Annotated in this window: 13 protein-coding genes; 3 read left to right on the top strand and 10 right to left on the bottom strand. The window is 65.6% G+C overall.

Features of this window, described 5'->3' with window-relative positions; translation table 11 throughout:
- Window positions 1–128 precede the first annotated feature (128 nt).
- The 8 genes from EP007_RS12710 to EP007_RS12675 form a co-directional block, all read right to left on the bottom strand.
- The gene (locus EP007_RS12710; RefSeq protein WP_128478009.1) at window positions 129–332 is read right to left on the bottom strand and encodes a hypothetical protein; all 204 of its coding nucleotides are present in this window, start codon (window positions 330–332) and stop codon (window positions 129–131) included.
- 136 nt (window positions 333–468) lie between these two features.
- Window positions 469–1,503, bottom strand: a complete 1,035-nt coding sequence (locus tag EP007_RS12705) for an ABC transporter permease (RefSeq protein WP_128478008.1) — start codon at window positions 1,501–1,503, stop codon at window positions 469–471.
- On the bottom strand, window positions 1,500–2,783 hold the full coding sequence (locus tag EP007_RS12700) for an ABC transporter permease (protein WP_128478007.1): 1,284 nt from the start codon (window positions 2,781–2,783) through the stop codon (window positions 1,500–1,502). The genes EP007_RS12705 and EP007_RS12700 overlap by 4 nt, the downstream gene beginning before the upstream one ends.
- Window positions 2,780–4,336 carry an ABC transporter ATP-binding protein gene (locus tag EP007_RS12695; RefSeq protein ID WP_128478006.1) on the bottom strand — a complete coding sequence of 519 codons (1,557 nt, stop codon included), beginning with the start codon at window positions 4,334–4,336 and terminating at the stop codon, window positions 2,780–2,782. The genes EP007_RS12700 and EP007_RS12695 overlap by 4 nt, the downstream gene beginning before the upstream one ends.
- Window positions 4,337–4,505: 169 nt before the next feature.
- On the bottom strand, window positions 4,506–5,579 hold the full coding sequence (locus tag EP007_RS12690) for a BMP family lipoprotein (protein WP_128478005.1): 1,074 nt from the start codon (window positions 5,577–5,579) through the stop codon (window positions 4,506–4,508).
- Between the two features lie 93 nt (window positions 5,580–5,672).
- Window positions 5,673–6,803 (bottom strand): BMP family lipoprotein, encoded by a 1,131-nt coding sequence (locus tag EP007_RS12685; protein WP_128478004.1) that lies wholly within the window; start codon window positions 6,801–6,803, stop codon window positions 5,673–5,675.
- Between the two features lie 103 nt (window positions 6,804–6,906).
- Window positions 6,907–8,268, bottom strand: a complete 1,362-nt coding sequence (locus EP007_RS12680) for a phosphopentomutase/phosphoglucosamine mutase (RefSeq protein WP_128478003.1) — start codon at window positions 8,266–8,268, stop codon at window positions 6,907–6,909.
- 376 nt (window positions 8,269–8,644) lie between these two features.
- Window positions 8,645–9,118 carry a DUF5793 family protein gene (locus EP007_RS12675; protein ID WP_128478002.1) on the bottom strand — a complete coding sequence of 158 codons (474 nt, stop codon included), beginning with the start codon at window positions 9,116–9,118 and terminating at the stop codon, window positions 8,645–8,647.
- A 270-nt stretch (window positions 9,119–9,388) separates the two neighbouring features.
- Between EP007_RS12675 and EP007_RS12670 the strand changes: the two genes are divergently transcribed.
- The 3 genes from EP007_RS12670 (at window position 9,389) to EP007_RS12660 (ending at window position 12,529) form a co-directional block, all read left to right on the top strand.
- On the top strand, window positions 9,389–10,309 hold the full coding sequence (locus EP007_RS12670) for a rhomboid family intramembrane serine protease (RefSeq protein WP_128478001.1): 921 nt from the start codon (window positions 9,389–9,391) through the stop codon (window positions 10,307–10,309).
- Between the two features lie 391 nt (window positions 10,310–10,700).
- Window positions 10,701–11,516: an endonuclease V gene (locus tag EP007_RS12665; RefSeq protein WP_128478000.1), complete on the top strand. Its 816-nt coding sequence runs from the start codon at window positions 10,701–10,703 to the stop codon at window positions 11,514–11,516.
- A gap of 170 nt (window positions 11,517–11,686) precedes the next feature.
- Window positions 11,687–12,529 (top strand): SDR family oxidoreductase, encoded by an 843-nt coding sequence (locus EP007_RS12660; RefSeq protein ID WP_128477999.1) that lies wholly within the window; start codon window positions 11,687–11,689, stop codon window positions 12,527–12,529.
- A 3-nt stretch (window positions 12,530–12,532) separates the two neighbouring features.
- Here the strand turns inward: EP007_RS12660 and EP007_RS12655 are convergent, their stop codons facing one another.
- Together EP007_RS12655 and EP007_RS12650 are read right to left on the bottom strand one after the other, a co-directional pair.
- Window positions 12,533–14,473 carry a PKD domain-containing protein gene (locus tag EP007_RS12655; protein WP_166035574.1) on the bottom strand — a complete coding sequence of 647 codons (1,941 nt, stop codon included), beginning with the start codon at window positions 14,471–14,473 and terminating at the stop codon, window positions 12,533–12,535.
- A 158-nt stretch (window positions 14,474–14,631) separates the two neighbouring features.
- Complete coding sequence (locus EP007_RS12650) at window positions 14,632–15,756, bottom strand: ArsA family ATPase (RefSeq protein ID WP_128477997.1); 1,125 nt, start codon at window positions 15,754–15,756, stop codon at window positions 14,632–14,634.
- Between the last annotated feature and the right edge of the window lie 232 nt (window positions 15,757–15,988).

Genomic DNA, 15,988 nt, shown 5'->3' with positions numbered 1-15,988 from the left:
GGCGAGGTTGGCAGCCATCGGTCAAGTATCTCCCGTCTGCGCCGTCGTCGCTCGCGGTCGCTTGACGATCCTCCCGTTCAACCCTTGTGTTCGACGCCCACGCTCGCCCCCGACGACTCGTTCGCCCGTTAGCTCCCGAGCCAATCGTTGTCGGATACGTCGTAGCCGTTCCGGTTGCAGAACTTGCGCGCGCGGCGACGGACCTCCCTCGACCCCGGTCGCTTGCCGTCGGTTTCCAGTCGCTCGACTATCCAGTCGGCCACGACCGCGATTCCCTCGTCATCGTCGTCCGAGTCGATGGCTTCGAGCGCCCGGAGCGTCTTCCGGTACATCTCGTACTGCTGTCGCGGTCGTCGGCGTCGGTGCGGGAGTCGTCGGTCTCCTCGATGCGGCGCATCGCTGATTCGACTGTCACACCAGTACGTCGAGAGCCAGCGTGGTAAAACTCGGGACCGCTCGGGCAGGTCGTTACTCCTCGCCCGACTCGTAGTGGTCGCCCGCCGCGTCCGGAATCCGGGTGCGACCGACGAACGCCAGCACGACGATGACCGTCACGTACGGAATGATGCCGATGAGTTCGCTCGGGATGCTGTAACCGAGCTGTTGGAGTCGAATCTGGAGCGCATCGAGGCTGGCGAAGAGGAACGACGCGCCGAACGCGCCCAGCGGGTTGTAGTTGCCAAACAGGTAGGCCGTGATGCCGATCCAGCCCCGGCCGTTGACCATCGTCGCCCCGCCGCCGATGAACTGGCCGACGCGGCCGAGCGCGAGTCCGGCCCCGCCGAGTCCCGAGAAGAATCCCGACAGCAGGACGCCCGAGTAGCGGACCTTCCGCACGTCCACGCCCACGGTGTCGAGTGCCTTCGGGTTCTCGCCGCTGGCCTCTATCCAGCGGCCGAACGCCGTCCGGTTCAGCACGTACCACGCGGCCGGAACCGAGACGAGCATCATCACGACCGGCGGACTCACCTCGATGAAGCCGAAGTCGAAACTTCCCAGCGTGGCGACGGGGGGACTGTTGACCTGCCCCCAGATGACCTTGCTGGCGAACGGTGCGAGACCGAGCGCGATGAGCCACACCGCGAGTCCGGCGATAATCTGGTCGGCCTTGAACTCGATGCAGACGACCGCGAACAGCAGCGCGAAGAGGACGCTTGCCAGCACGGCGGCGACGAAGCCGACCCAGAGGTGCAGTTGCGTGGGGTCCGCGCCGCCGATGGTTCCGGCGACCGCGATGGAGGTGAACGCCGAGATGATGAGCAGACCCTCCAGCCCGATGTTGATGACGCCGCTCTTCTCGGCGAAGATACCCCCGAGGGCCGCGAACGCGATGGGAACCGCGAGTCGAAGCACTGACCGAACGTAGTTGGCGTCCACGATGCGGACGAGTTCGGAGACGGGGCTCTCGGGGAAGAACAGTTCGACGGCGAACAGCGCGACGACCGCCAACACCGCGGTTCCCGCGAGCCAGCGGCGTTTGCGGTCGGATTCGACGTAGCTCATTGCTCGTCACCTCCGTCGTCCGCGCCGGGAATTACGTCTGTCGTCTCGTCCGCTCGCTCGCTCCCACCGTCGGTGGCGACCGCGGGCGATTCGTCGCCGAATCGGAAGCGCGAGCCGACCATCCGGAAAAACTCCGGCATGGCGATAAAGAGGATGATGAGACCGCGCAGGACGCCGACCAACTGCTTGGGGACCGAGAGTTGGAACTCGATGGCGAGGCTCCCCGTCTTGAGCGCGCCAAAGAGCAGGCCCGCCGGAATCACGCCGAGCGGGTTGTTACCCGCGAGGATGGAGACGGTGATGCCGTCGAACCCAAGCGACGGGATGCCGGTCTGCCAGCGCGAGGCGACCATCAGCACGTACACCGCGCCGCCGAGACCAGCGAGCGCCCCGGAGACGGTCATGCTGGAGACGGTCATCTGTTTCGAATCGACGCCACCGTACTCGGCGGCCTCCGGTTGGACGCCGCTGGTCCGGAGGTCGTAGCCGAACGACGTGCTGTTGAGCATCCAGTAGACGCCGACGACGAGCGCCAGCGCGCCGACGAGCGCGAACATCGAGAAGACCGTCGAGTCGAAGACGACGGCCTGTAACTGTGCGAACTCAGGAATCGAGCGCGTCTGGACCGTCTGGCTGTTGGGGTCTTTGAACACCTCCGAGACGAGCGTGAACGCGATGCCCGTGGCGACGAAGTTGAGCATGATGGTCGTAATAACCTCGTTCGCGTCGGCGTAGGCCTTCAGCGCGCCCGGAATCGCGCCCCAGACGCCGCCGACCAGCGCGCCAGCGAGCAGGCCGACAGCGATGAGAAGCAGTCCGCCGACGACGCTCGCGGGGACGAACGGCGCGACCCACAGAACCGCCATCGCGGTACCGAGCGCGCCCAACACGAGTTGGCCCTGCGTCCCGATGTTGAACATCCCGGCGCGGAACGCGACGGCGACCGAGAGACCGGTGAACAGCAACAGTGTGGTCTCTTTGAGCGTGATTGCGAAGTTGTACGGCGGCCACAGCGCGCCGACCAGCATGACCCGATACACCGCGATGGGGTCGTAGCAGAACGACCCGACACCAGACAGCGCGAAGAACGGCGAGTCACACGTTGCGACCCACCCCGAGACGAGGATAATCACCGCGCCGATGACGACCGACAGCACGAGCGCCGCGAGACTGATGAGAATGCGCTCGGCCGCCGAGGCGTCCACGAGGCGAGCGAGCGCGCGGTTCGCTTGAGTCCGCCACGAACTGCCCGAGTCGTCTCCGTCGGGCGCGTCGCTCATCGGTCACCTCCCACGGCGTCGGCGATGCTCGGCGCGTCCTCGGGTATCTGGCCAGCCATCAACAGGCCGAGTTCCTCCTCAGTCACACGGTCGGGGTCCACCACGTCCACGATTTCGCCTTCATGCATCACGCCGAGTCGGTCCGAAAGCTGTTGGACCTCGTCGAGTTTCGAGGAGACGAGCAGAATCGACTTGCCCGCTCGGCGCAGGTCGAGGATGCGCTCGTGGATGAACTCGATGCTCCCCACGTCCACCCCGCGAGTCGGGTGGGAGGCGACCACGACCTCCGGGTCGCGGGCGAACTCCCGGCCGACGACGAACTTCTGTTGGTTACCGCCCGACAGCGATTTCGACTCGGCGTCGGCGTTCGGCGGGCGCACGTCGTACTCCTCGATGATGTCCTCGGCGTGACCGCGGGTGTAGTCCCAATCGACGCGGCCGCCCTCGGCGAACTCCGAGGTGTGCTGGCTCCCGAGAAGGCCGTTCTCCACGAGGTCGAAGTCCATGACGAGACCGCGCTCTTGGCGGTCCTCGGGCACGTAGGCCATCCCGGCGTCGATTCGCTCGCGCCGCGAGAGGTCGGTCACGTCTCGTCCGTCCATCGAGACCGTTCCGCTCTCGGGCGTCGTCAGGCCCGTAATCGCTTCCACGAGTTCCGACTGTCCGTTGCCGTCCACTCCGGCGATGCCGAACACCTCACCCTCGCGCGCGGTGATGTCCACGCCGCTGACTTGCTCGACGCCCCGGCCGTCGGTGACCCGCAGATTCGACACCGACAGGCCAACGTCGCCCGGTTCTACGTGGTCCTTGTCTGCTTCGAGCAGGACCTCCCGACCGACCATCAACTCGGCGAGTTCCTCACGGTTGGTCGCGTCGGCGTCCACGGAACCGACGTTCCTGCCGTCTCGGAGGACCGTGATGTCGTCGGCGGCCTCCATCGCCTCGCCCAACTTGTGCGTGATGAAGATAATCGTCTTGTCCTCGCCCGCGAGTTCGTCGAAGACGCCGAAGAGGTCCTCAACCTCTTGGGGCGTCAGCACCGCGGTCGGTTCGTCCAAAATTAGCACGTCCGCGCCGCCGTACAGCGCCTTCAGGATTTCGACGCGTTGTTGCACGCCGACGCTCACGTCCTCGACACGAGCGGTCGGGTCCACGTCGAAGCCGTAGCGTTCGCTCAACTCCCGAACGTCCTCGCGGGCCTGCTGGCGGTCCATGGCGAGTCCGCCCCACTTGCGGGGTTCGTGACCGAGGACGATGTTTTCCGCGGTGGTCAGGGTATCGACCAGCATGAAGTGCTGATGAATCATCCCGACACCGGCGTCGATGGCGTCCCGCGGCGTCTCGAATTCGCGTGGTTCGCCGTGCAGGTTGACGGTCCCCCCCTCGGGTTGGTAGAGACCGTACAGTACGTTCATCAGCGTCGTCTTGCCAGCGCCGTTCTCGCCGAGAAGGGCGTGGACGCTTCCCTCCTCGACTTCGAGGGTGACCTCGTCGTTGGCGATGACGCCGGGGAATCGTTTCGTGATTCCCTGTAAGTGGACGGCTACGCTCATCTTTGGTCGGTGTTCTTGGTCTGCCCGCTTAAGCAACCCGGATTTGCGAAGGAGAGTTCAAGGAGAATACCTATTTTCAGAGTCCCAGTCGGTCGTTCTTTCGGTCCGCCCGCAGGCTCGCCCGCTAGCGATTCGTCGCTACTGGTCGGTGGTCTTCCCGACCGGGTCGCTACTGCCCCGTGGTCGTTTCCTGACCGACTGCCGCTGGCGTGGTCGGAACCGTTATCTCGCCGCTCACGATTCGTTGCTCGGACCGTTCGAGCGCCGACGTGACCGCTTGGGGAATCTCGCCCTCCAGTTCCGAACTGTACACCGCCTCGACGCCGTTGGCCCCTAGTCCGAGGCGGTTGACCGCGCCGCCCTCGAAGTTGCCGTTCGTGACGCGACGGATGGACCGGAAGACGGCCTCATCGACGTGCTTGACCATGCTGGCCAGAATCACGTCGGCGAACTCCGGGAGACTCCGGCTCTGGTCGGCATCGACGCCGATGGCGTACCGCTCGTTGTTCCGGGCCGCCCTGAACACGCCGTTGCCGGTGCCGCCCGCCGCGTGATAGATGATGTCGGCACCGTTCTCGTACATCGAGTTGGCGATGGACTGGCCCTGCGCGGGGTCGCTGAACGACCCGGCGTACGCCGACAAGACGTTCGCGTCGGGGTTCGCGTACCGGACGCCCGCCAGATACCCCGCCTCGAACTTCTTGATGAGCGGCACCTCCTGCCCGCCGACGAACCCGACCGTGGGTCGGTCGTTGGTCGCGCCCCCGCCCGCGCCGAACTCCATCGTCGTCAGCAGGCCAGCGAGGTGGCCGACTTGGAACGACCCCTGTTGCTCCTCGAAGACGTAACTGGCGACGTTCGGCATCTCGACGACCGTGTCCACGACCATGAATTTCTGGTCGGAGAACTGCTGTGCGTTCTGTTGGAGCGCGTCGGCCTGCACGAATCCGATGCAACAGATGAGGTCGTAGTCAGGATTCCGAGAGCGGGCGAATCGCCGCTGGAGCGTCGCCACATCGCTCGGCGTTGATGGCTCGGCGTTCTGGAACGCCACCGCGAACTCCTCGGCCGCCCGCTGGACTCCGGCGAAAGCCATGTCGTTGAACGAGTTGTCCCCCAGTCCACCGGTCGCATACACCATCCCGACGGTTGTCGTCTCCTGTAAGCGCCCGACCGTTCCGAACGCGGCCGCCCCGCCCAACGCTTGCAGAAACCGACGCCGCCGTTTGTCTTTCCCCCGCATACCCACTACGTCATTATCGAACGTGATGAAATCGACGCTTTGTTGCCCGCCGTCCCCACCGAAACCGAGAGCAAAGAGCCGAGACTCCGCGACTCAGGCGTTGTCGGGGCTGGACGGAACTTCGATGTCGCCGTCGGCGATTTTCGTCTGGGACTCTTCGAGTTTCGACTTGACCGAGTCGGGAATCTCGGAGCCGAGTTCGTCGCCGTACACCGCGGCGACGCCGTTCTGTTCGAGACCGAGCGTCTGGACCGAGCCGCCGCCGAAGTTCCCGCTCATGGTGCGCTCGACCGAGCGGTAGACGGCTTCGTCAACGTACTTGACCATGCTGGCCAGAATCACGTCGCTGTAGTCCGAGAGGCTCTTGGACTGGTCGGAGTCAACGCCGATGGCGAAGCGGCCCTTGTTCTGGGCCGCCTTGAAGATACCGTTGCCGGTGCCGCCCGCCGCGTGGTAGATGATGTCTGCGCCGTTGTCGTACATCGAGTTGGCGATAGACTGGCCCTGTCCGGGGTCCTGATACGTCCCCGCGTAGGTGGTCGTCAGTTCCACGTCGGAGTTAGCGTGTGCGACGCCAGCCTTGAACCCGGTCTCGAACTTCTTGATGAGCGGGACCTCCTTGCCGCCGACGAACCCAACCTTCAGGTCGTCGGTGGTCTCGCCCGCGCCCGCGCTGAAGTCCATGTCGGTCAGCAGGCCAGCGAGGTGGCCGACCTGGAACGAGCCTTGGTGTTCCTTGAACGTGTAGCTCGCCACGTTGTCGTTCTCGACGACCGTGTCAACGACCATGAACTTCTGGTCGCTGAACCGGTCGGCGTTTTCCTTGAGCGCGCTCGCCTGCACGTAGCCGATGCAACTGATGAGGTCGTAGTTGCCCGACTGGGCGAACTTGCGCTGGAGCGACGCCACGTCGCTCGGACTGCTCGGTTCGGAGTTTTTGTACGTCGTACCGAACTCGGACTCGGCCTGCTGGATACCCCGGTGGGCCATGTCGTTGAACGAGTTGTCGCCGAGACCGCCGGTCGCGTACACCATGCCGACGTTCAGCGGATCGGACTCGGTGGTCGTCTCCGAGTCGGAGTCCTCGGTCGTTCCGTCGTCGGAGTCGGTGGTGGTCTCGTTGCCGCCACTGCCTCCTCCAAGACAGCCCGCGAGTCCAGTTCCGAGAAGTCCAGCACCGCCGACCTTGAGCATCCGCCGTCTACCCGTGTCAATTTTCGCCATCGTATCCGACATACTTCGACACCGCGCTATAAAACCGTCGCTTCAAAGTTGAAACCGTGGAAAATACTGTTTCGAGCGGTTCTGCCGCGGAATCTATCGAGGCTTACTGCACCTCGCCGACCGCGTTCTTCACGACCTCACTGGCGGTTGCCACGAGCGCGTCCACGTCGTCGCTCTCGGCGTAGATGCGGACGTAGGGTTCGGTGCCGCTCGGTCGGACCAGCACCCACGACCCGTCCGGCAGGGTCGCCCGGACGCCGTACTCGGTCGCCACCTCGGCGTCGGGGAACCGCTCGGGAACCGTGGTCTCCAGTCGGCCCATCACCCCCGACTTGGCGTCGTCGGGACAGGAGACGCTGACTTTCCGGTAGGGTCGCTCGGTGACCGGCTCCCGGAGCGGCGCGAGACCGCCCGCGTCCGCGACGAGTCGGGAGATGACCGCCGCGCTCGTCACGCCGTCTATCCACCCACCGAACTGGGTGTGGACGTGCTTCCACGGCTCGGCCGCGAAGACGACTTCGGTATCCTCGCTCCCGGCGTCGCGCGCCGCGGCGATGCCCTCGTGGAGCGCCCCGAGGCGGACGCGCTCGACGCGACCCCCCGCGGTCTCGACTCGCTCGTCGATTCGGCCCGAGGCGTTGGGCGTCGTCACGACCACGGGGTCGTCGGCGTCGCTCCCGTCTGTGTAGTGTTCCGCGAGAACCGCGACTACGGTGTCCTCGTGAACGACTTCGCCCGCGCCGTCGAGGACGACGATTCGGTCGGCGTCGCCGTCGTGGCCGATGCCGAGGTCCGCGTCGGGGTCGCTCTCCACGAAGTTCCGGAGGTCTTCGAGCGTTTCGGGCGTCGGCTTGCTCTCCCGGCCGGGGAAGTGGCCGTCCACGTTGGCGTTCAGGGTGACGACCTCCGCGCCGAGCGCACGGAGGACCTGCGGGGTCGCCACGGCGGCCATCCCGTTGCCACAATCGACCACGACGCGCAGGCCGTCGAGTGGCGCGCCCTGTTCCTGTGCGTACCCCACAACGGCGTCTCGGTAGTCCTCAAGGACGCTCACGCGCTCGCTGTCGCCCCACTCGTCCCACGCGACCGGCGGGTCGTCGGTCTCGACGCGCGAGTCGATTGCCTGCTCGGCGTCGCGGTCGAACTCCTCGCCGTCCACGAACAGTTTGATGCCGTTGTCGGTCGGCGGGTTGTGACTGGCGGTCACCATCACGCCGCGGCGGCCCCGCGAGGCGAACGCCAACGCCGGGGTCGGAAGTTGGCCCGCCCGGCGCACGTCGGTCCCGGCGCTTTCGAGTCCGGCCTCCATCGCGGCCGCGAGCGCGGTCCCGGTCTGGCGACCGTCGCGCGCGACGACGAACTCGGTCCCGTCGCGTCCGGCGGCCCGCCCGACCGCCAGCGCGAGTTCCGGCGTCACCGTCTCGACTACGCTGCCGCGGATTCCCGCGGTCCCGAAGAGAGTCATACCCCGACTTCGGGGAGCGGGATACTTAGCTTGCCGCGATTCGGCACGGCGAGTCCGAGGTGAGACGCCCGGCGGTTCCGCACGACAACGGGACAGTTCGGTCAAATTCCAAGGAAAGAAATACTCCTAACGGACATAGCTTCAGACATGGAATTTCCGGACATCACCGACCCGCAAGGGTTGTTCGACATCGTTCTGTGGAGTATCGTCCTGCTATCCGCCGTCGTCCTCGCGGTCCTGTTGCTGTTCGGTACGCTGTGAATCGCCGGACGGAGAAGTTTCTATCGAGAGACGAACCGACGACTAGCGAGTCGCATAGCGATTCGCCGGAAGTGGTCAGGTGGAGGTAGAGTCGCCGACGAGCGGCGGCGGGGACTCAGAGTTCGACGCCGCTCGGGATGAGACTGTGCTGGCGGAGGAGGTTCCCCTCGTCGTCGTAGACGAGGAAGGTACTCTTGTCGTACTCCACGAGGTCGTCGCCGTTGATGCTGATTTCGACGTGGTAGCGCCCGTCCATATCCCCGGTCGATTTCCCGTACTCGCGGGCCGCGGTGATGAACTTCAGCACGTCGTCGGCGTCCTCGTTGAGTTCGAGCACGAAGTCACCCGTGATGCGGTTGGTCACGCTGACGACCCCTGTGGTGTCGGCGTCGTCAACGGGACCTTGCAACCGGAAAGCCACGTCGGTCTCTCCGGCGTCGAGCAGTTCGTCGTCTGTCCCCGTGAGGCGCTCGTGGAGCGTCGAGGACGGCCCCTCAAAGTCGATGATTACTGTCGGTCGCTTGGCTTCGGCGTCGTCCTCGATCCAATCGACGTTCCGAACCTCTAGCGTGAAGTAGTCGCGCCTCATTCCGTATCTGGCTCTACGTCCCGACGCGTCATGAACGTAACGCCAGTGGCAGGACGCCGTCGGCGTGGCGAACGTCGGAATCGCCCCGCGGGAAACCGGTCGCTCGGGCGACAGCTCGGGGGTTGTGCGCCTAAATATAAACGAGATGACTTTTTAACCGGCGTATCCTACCAGTCGGTAGCTCGACAGGTCGAATTCTCGCGTCCATCGTCCCGGACCGACCGAAGACGACCCAAATCCCTTTCAGGTCCGGTCCCCAAGAGTCTGCCAATGGCGCAGTGCGACGCGTGTGGCGAACACGAGAACATGCCCTACGAGTGCCGACGGTGCGGCGGCACCTACTGCTCGGCCCATCGGCTCCCCGAGAGTCACGACTGTCCGGGGCTGAACCAATGGAACGACCCCGACGGCGTGTTCGACAGCGGGTTCGACGACAGCGTGGACGACGGCCGCGGGTCGAACGGCATCACCGACCGCATCGGCCTGAACACGGGACCGGGCGGTCCACTGGGCTACTTCCGGAACAACATGAGTTTCGTGTTCCTCGGGGTGATGTGGATAACTTTCGCCCTTCAGCTGCTGGTCTCGGCCGTCCTCGGACTGCCGGGACTCGCGGAGTTGCTGTTCGTCCTGCGGTCGGACCACATCTTCCGAGTTTGGACGTGGGTCACGTCCATCTTCGCCCACGGCGGCTTCGGTCACATCGCGCTGAACTCCATCGTGCTGTACTTCTTCGGCCCGGTAGTCGAGCGTCGCATCGGGACCAAGAAGTTCGTCGCCCTCTTCCTCGTCGCGGGGATGGCCGCGGGTCTCGCACAGGTCGCCGTCTCGGCGGTGATGTCGCCCGGACTCGTGAGCGGCGTCGTCGGCGCGAGCGGTGCCATCGCCGCAATCTTGGGCGTGCTGACAGTCCTGAACCCGAACCTGACCATCTACCTCTACTTTATCCTCCCCATGCCCCTCTGGGTTGCGACGGGACTCTTCGTCGGCTACTCGGTGTTCGTCTCCGCGACCGGCGGTATCGGCGCTGGCGGCGTCGCCCAGTTGGCCCACCTCGCGGGCGTCGGCATCGGGTTGGCCTACGGCGCGAAACTCAAGCGTGAGGGCGAGCGCGCGCCACAGGAACTCCAACTCGGCGGCGGCCGCGGCGGTCCCGGCAGAGGGCCGGGCGGTCCGGGCGGACGGTTCTGAGGAATCGACGCCGTCGTACGGTCATTTTTCTCGCGGTCGCTCCGACTCCGCGTAGCGAAGGGTACGTTTCGAGCACCCGGTCTCGGCTAACGTCGAGACCGACCGCTCGGAAAAGTGGGTTGGTGATGCCGCTCGATGCGCCGCGACGACCGACGGGAGTGCCGCCGGTTACATCCGTCCGTTCAGTTGCCGGGGTAAGGCAGCTCACAGCACGGATAATTGCTACCGAAGATCACTCGAATCATGCATGTAATACACATGCACTAGCATTATTTATAATCTTCTATTGTGCTTCATTTAAGCTGTTGAGATAGATAACCACGCGCGTCCCGCCACCTCCAAGTCGGTACGGACACAATCCCCTCAGCGCGACCTCATCCCCTCGATTTCCATGAACCCAGTACATCCTGAGTTCGCGCCCGACGCCGGTCTCTCCCGCGCGGAGATGGAGCGACTCCAGAACGACCTCGCCGCGGTCGCCGTCTTCGAAGACGCGTTCGACTTCGACCCGACCGCCGTGTCCGCGACGGCGGGCGACGCGACCCAGACGACGTTCGAGCAGTCCCGTCCGGACCCCGACGGCGAACCTCCGGTCGTCGCGGGCGTGGACCAAGCGTTCACCGCCGACGGCGAGCAGGCGGTCAGCGCCATCGTCGCCTCGAAAGGCGGCGAAGTCGTCGAGCGCGTCCACGCGGTCGAACCGACCGAGATTCCGTACATCCCCGGCCTGCTCTCGTTCCGCGAGGGCGGGGCCGTCCTCTCGGCGTTCGAGGCGCTGTCGGTAGACCCGGACCTCGCGGTCGTGGACGGGAGCGGGCGCATCCACTTTCGGCAGGCGGGCATCGCCACCCACGTCGGCGTCATGCTCGACCTGCCCGCAATCGGCGTGGCCAAGAACCTGCTCTGCGGGCGACCCGCCGAGTCGCTGGACGACCATCTGCCGGAGGGCGCGCGCGTCGCCATCGTCGCCGACGACAGCGTGACCGCGCCGGAGGGGACCGTCATCGGCCACGTCTACCAGTCCCGGCAGTACGACAATCCGCAGAAACGCTACGTGAACCCGCTCTACGTGAGTCCGGGCCACCGCGTGAGCGCCGACACCGCGACCGACCTCGTGGGTCGGCTCTGCGCGGGGTACAAACTCCCGGAACCGACCCGACTCGCCGATAGCTACGCCGACGAGGTGAAGGCCGAAGTCGGCGACTGAGCGTCCCGCGGCGATTCCACTCCGCACCGAACGGATTTTTCGACACTCGTCACCGCTCGCTGACTTGCGATTTCGACTTCGACCGCGTGCCGATTTTACCACGCCTCGAACCGACCTCACCACGCCTCGAACCGACGAAATTTAACTGTCCGTACCGCGACAGGGCAACTGTGACCGAAACCGTTCTCATCACTGGTTGCTCGTCGGGTATCGGGCGCGAGACGGCCCACGCCTTTCTCGAAGATGGGTGGGACGTGTACGCGACCGCCCGGAATCCCGCCGACGTGGAAGCGCTCGGCGAGGCCGGGGCGAACATCGCCTCGCTCGACGTGACCGACGAAGACGACGTAGAGCGCGTGGTCGAACGCATGATAGACGAGGAGGGTCGCATCGACTGCCTCGTGAACAACGCGGGGTACGCCCAACTCGGCCCGGTCGAGGACGTACCCGTCGAGAGCGTCGAAGACCAGTTCGCGGTGAACGTTTTCGGCGTCCACCGGCTCACGCGCGAGGTCCTGCCCCACATGCGCCAGCGCCAGACCGGCACCATCGTCAACGTCTCCAGCGTCGCGGGGCGACTCGCCACGCCCGGCATGGGCATCTACAACGGGTCGAAGTTCGCCGTGGAGGGCATCACCGACGCGCTCCGCCCCGAGGTCGCTGAGTACGGCATCGACGCGGTGCTGGTCGAACCCGGCCCGGTCGATACCGCGTTCACCGAGCGCGCGTCGTCGGAAATCGACGGCATCGAGCGCTCGGACGCCTACGACGCGCTCTACTCGATTCTGGACGACACCGAGGCCGTCGGCGGCGGCGGTCCCGGTTCGGTCCACCCCCGCGAAGTCGCCGAGACGATTCTCGACGCCGCGAACCTGACCGACCCCGCCGCGCGCTACCCGGTCGGACAGGTGGCGAAGGTGGCGATGCTCGGTCGGTTCGTGCCCGCGAAGTTGCGCGACAAGTTCTACCGCCTCGCGCTCTCGCTCGTGACGAAAAATCCGTTCGGCGACTGACGGCTACTCCGCTCGGCGCGCGACCATCGCGGCCGCGAGTAGGGCGAGTACGGTCGCGCCGACGGAGAATCCCGGCGTGTCGCCGCTTGACGTACCCTCGCCGTCCGTGCCGGTGTTCGACTCGTCCTCGATTGGGGCCTCCGCGGACTCGTCTCGCACCTCGAAGTTCATCGTCAGGTCGTCGTGTTCGCGCGCGGCGCTGGTGTTCTCGACCGGGAAGTACGTGATGGCGGCCCGGAGCGTGTACGTGCCGGGGTCGGACCCGCTCACTTCCGCCGAGATGTCCTTGGTCTCGCCGGGGTCCACGACGAACGTCGCGGTCGGGAGTCCGCCGCCGCTACTCTGCACGTCGCTCCCGCCCTGAACCCGGAGACCGCTCGGAACTTGGAGCGTAATCTGGACCTTTATCGGCTTCTGGTTGGTCACGTCCGCCGTGAACGCGCCCGCGAGTCGGCCGGGGTCACCCGGTTCGACAACCTTCTCGGGCGTGTAGAGGCGGGCGACTTGGAACCACTCACCGTTCGCAAACGAGGTTCCGGACTCGGAGGCGACACCGGAACTCGTCTCGCTCGCGGCGGGCGTCGTGGTCACGTCGCCGACCGGAACCCGGAGCGTCTTTTTCACCGTGCGGTCGCCGTTGTCCGTGACCCACAGCGTCACCGAGTGGACGCCCTCCTCCTCGAACGTGTAGGAGGCCTGCGACCCGGACTCCTCGACGTACTCGTCGTCGTCGAGGTCCCACTCGTAGTCGGTTATCTTCCCGTCGGGGTCAGTCGAACCCCCGGCGTCGAACGTGACGGTGTCGCCCGGCGAGGGGTTCGACGGCGAGTAGTCGGCCGACACGTCCGGGGCGCTGTTGTTGACTCGAATCCGCTTGACCGTCTTGACCGTGCGGTCGCCGTTGTCCGTGACCCAGAGCGTCACCGGGTACGTTCCGGCCGTCTCGAACGACGTAGTGACCGTGGACCCGTGCTCTTCGACGTACTCGTCGTTGTCGAGGTCCCACTCGTAGTCGGTTATCTTCCCGTCGGGGTCGGCCGAACTTCCCGCGTCGAACTCGATGGTATCGTCCGGCGAGGGGTTCGACGGCGAGTAGCTGAACGTGGTGTTTGGCGCGGCGTTGTCCACCTCGATGGTTTTGGTCTGTCTCGTCGTCCGTTCGCCGTTGTCGGTGACCCAGAGCGTCACCGTGTAGGTTCCGCCGGTCTCGAACGACGTGGTGACGGTGGACCCGGATTCTTCGACGTACTCGTCGTTGTCGAGGTCCCACTCGTAGTCGGTGATGCGACCGTCGGCGTCGGTGGAGTCGCCCGCGTCGAGCGTAATGGTGTCGTCAGGCGCGGGTTCGCCCGGCGAGTAGTCGAACGACGCCTTCGGCGCGGAGTTCCCGACCTCGACGGTTTTGGTCTTCCTGACCGTGCGGTCGCCGTTGTCGGTGACCCAGAGCGTCACCGTGTAGGTTCCGCCGGTCTCGAACGACGTGGTGACGGTGGACCCGGATTCTTCGACGTAGTCGTCACCGTCGAGGTCCCACTCGTAGTCGGTGATGCGACCGTCGGGGTCGCTCGATTCCCCGGCATCGAACGTGATGGTGTCGTCCGGGGCGGGGTCGTTCGGCGAGTAACTGAACGCCGCCTTCGGCGCGTCGTTCTCCACCGAAACCGTGACGGTCGTCTCGTCGGTTTCGCCCTCGTCGTCGGTGACCCAGAGCGTCACCGTGTACGTTCCGGCGCTGTCGAACGCTGTCGTGACCGTGGCGCCGTCCTCCTCGACGTACTCGTCGCCGTCGAGGTCCCACTCGTACTCCTCGATGGTGCCGGGGGCAGTCGAGTCCGACCCGTCGAACGTGATGGTGTCGTCGGGCGCGGGGTCGTCCGGCGAGAAGGAAATCGAGGCGGTCAGCGTGTCGTTCGCCGCGGTTGCCGTCGCCGCGCTAGGTGTCAAAAATGCACTCGGCGCGGATATTAATACAGATATTGTAAGCAAAAATGCAGTTACGCGAACAATTCTCATCTCGCATCGAGGTTTCGTCTCTACATACAAAAACTTTCAAAATGACTAGGGCGGTCGAAGCCGTCGGGGACCCCGCGGCGTCACCGACCTCACTCCAAGCAACTGGCCACGAGCGCGAGCATCGTCTCGCCCCGAACCTCGTCGGCCAACAGTGGGACGCGCTTCACGTCGTGGCCGCGGAAGACCTCTTGGGCCTCCGCGAGGGCGTCCTGCTGGACCGACCAGCGCCGCTGACAGAACTCACAGCTGTCGAGGTTCGGCGAAACGAACGTATCGGTGTCAGTTCCGGCCGCGCTTCCCGCCACGTCGGTCAGGTCCTCCATCACCTTGTTGACGACGACGGTGCCGACGGGGACGCCGAACTCCGAGAGTTGGCCGAGCAGGCGCTTGGACTCGAAAACGCTCATCTCCTCGGGCACCATCACGACCCGGAAGTCGGTCTGACTCGGGTCCTGAAGCGTCGCCCGCAGGCGCTCGATGCGCTCGCTGAGTTCGTCGAGGTCGTCTAACCCCTGCTCGGGGTCGGCATCCTCGCCGCCGAACATCCCCTTCATCCCCTCCATCATCCCCTGAAACTTCTGCTTGAGCTTCATGATTCGCCCGACCATCGTGTCCATTATCTCCGGGAGTTCGAGCAGTCGGAGGGTGTGGCCGGTCGGCGCGGTGTCCACGACCACGCGCTCGAACCGCTCGTCGTCCATGAACTCCAACAACTTCTGCATCGCGGCGGCCTCGTCCGCGCCGGGCATCGGCCCGCCGAGCATCGCGTCCATCGGGTTGTCGCCGCCGAGTAGTCCGCCGAGCGGACCGCCGTCGCCGCCCATCGGTCCTGCGCCGCCCGCCGCCCCCGAACCGTCGTCGGTCGCGGCGTCGCCCGCCTCGCCGCCCGCGGTCCCGCCGAGCATCGTCTCGCCCGCCTCCATCGCGGCCTCGGGGTCTATCTCCGCGGCGTAGAGGGGCACGTCCTCCCGGATGCGCTCGGGGTCGGCCGGGATATCGGTCTCGAAGGTGTCCGACAGCGAGTGTGCGGGGTCGGTCGAGACGACCAGCGTCGGCGTGCCGTCGCGGGCGCTCGCCAGTCCCGTCGCCGCCGCCATCGTGGTCTTGCCGACGCCGCCTTTCCCCCCGTAGAGGACATACTCGGGGGCGTCAACGCCCTTCGGCACGTCGCTCTCGTCGATGTGTTCGACCGGCTCAACGTCGAGTTGGCTCATTGCCCGAGGGTAGTCAGTCGGGACTTGTGTACTCGTCGGTCTCTCACCTCACGGATTCGAAATCGTCGCGTCAGTTGGGTGTGTTGTTGGCCCGGTCGGAGTACGTCGTCACGCCGGTTGGAGTCGAGGATTTGCCCGACAACCGCGAACGCCGTCGAAAACCCGAGAAGCGAGCTACTGCCGACGCCACTCAGACTGCAACCGCACCGCCACCGACTGCGACCGCACAGCA

The organism is Halorussus pelagicus, assembly GCF_004087835.1.
In the GTDB taxonomy this organism is placed as follows: domain Archaea; phylum Halobacteriota; class Halobacteria; order Halobacteriales; family Haladaptataceae; genus Halorussus; species Halorussus pelagicus.
Note: the sequence above shows the minus strand (reverse complement) of the source record. Positions and strands in the feature narration are given on the sequence as shown.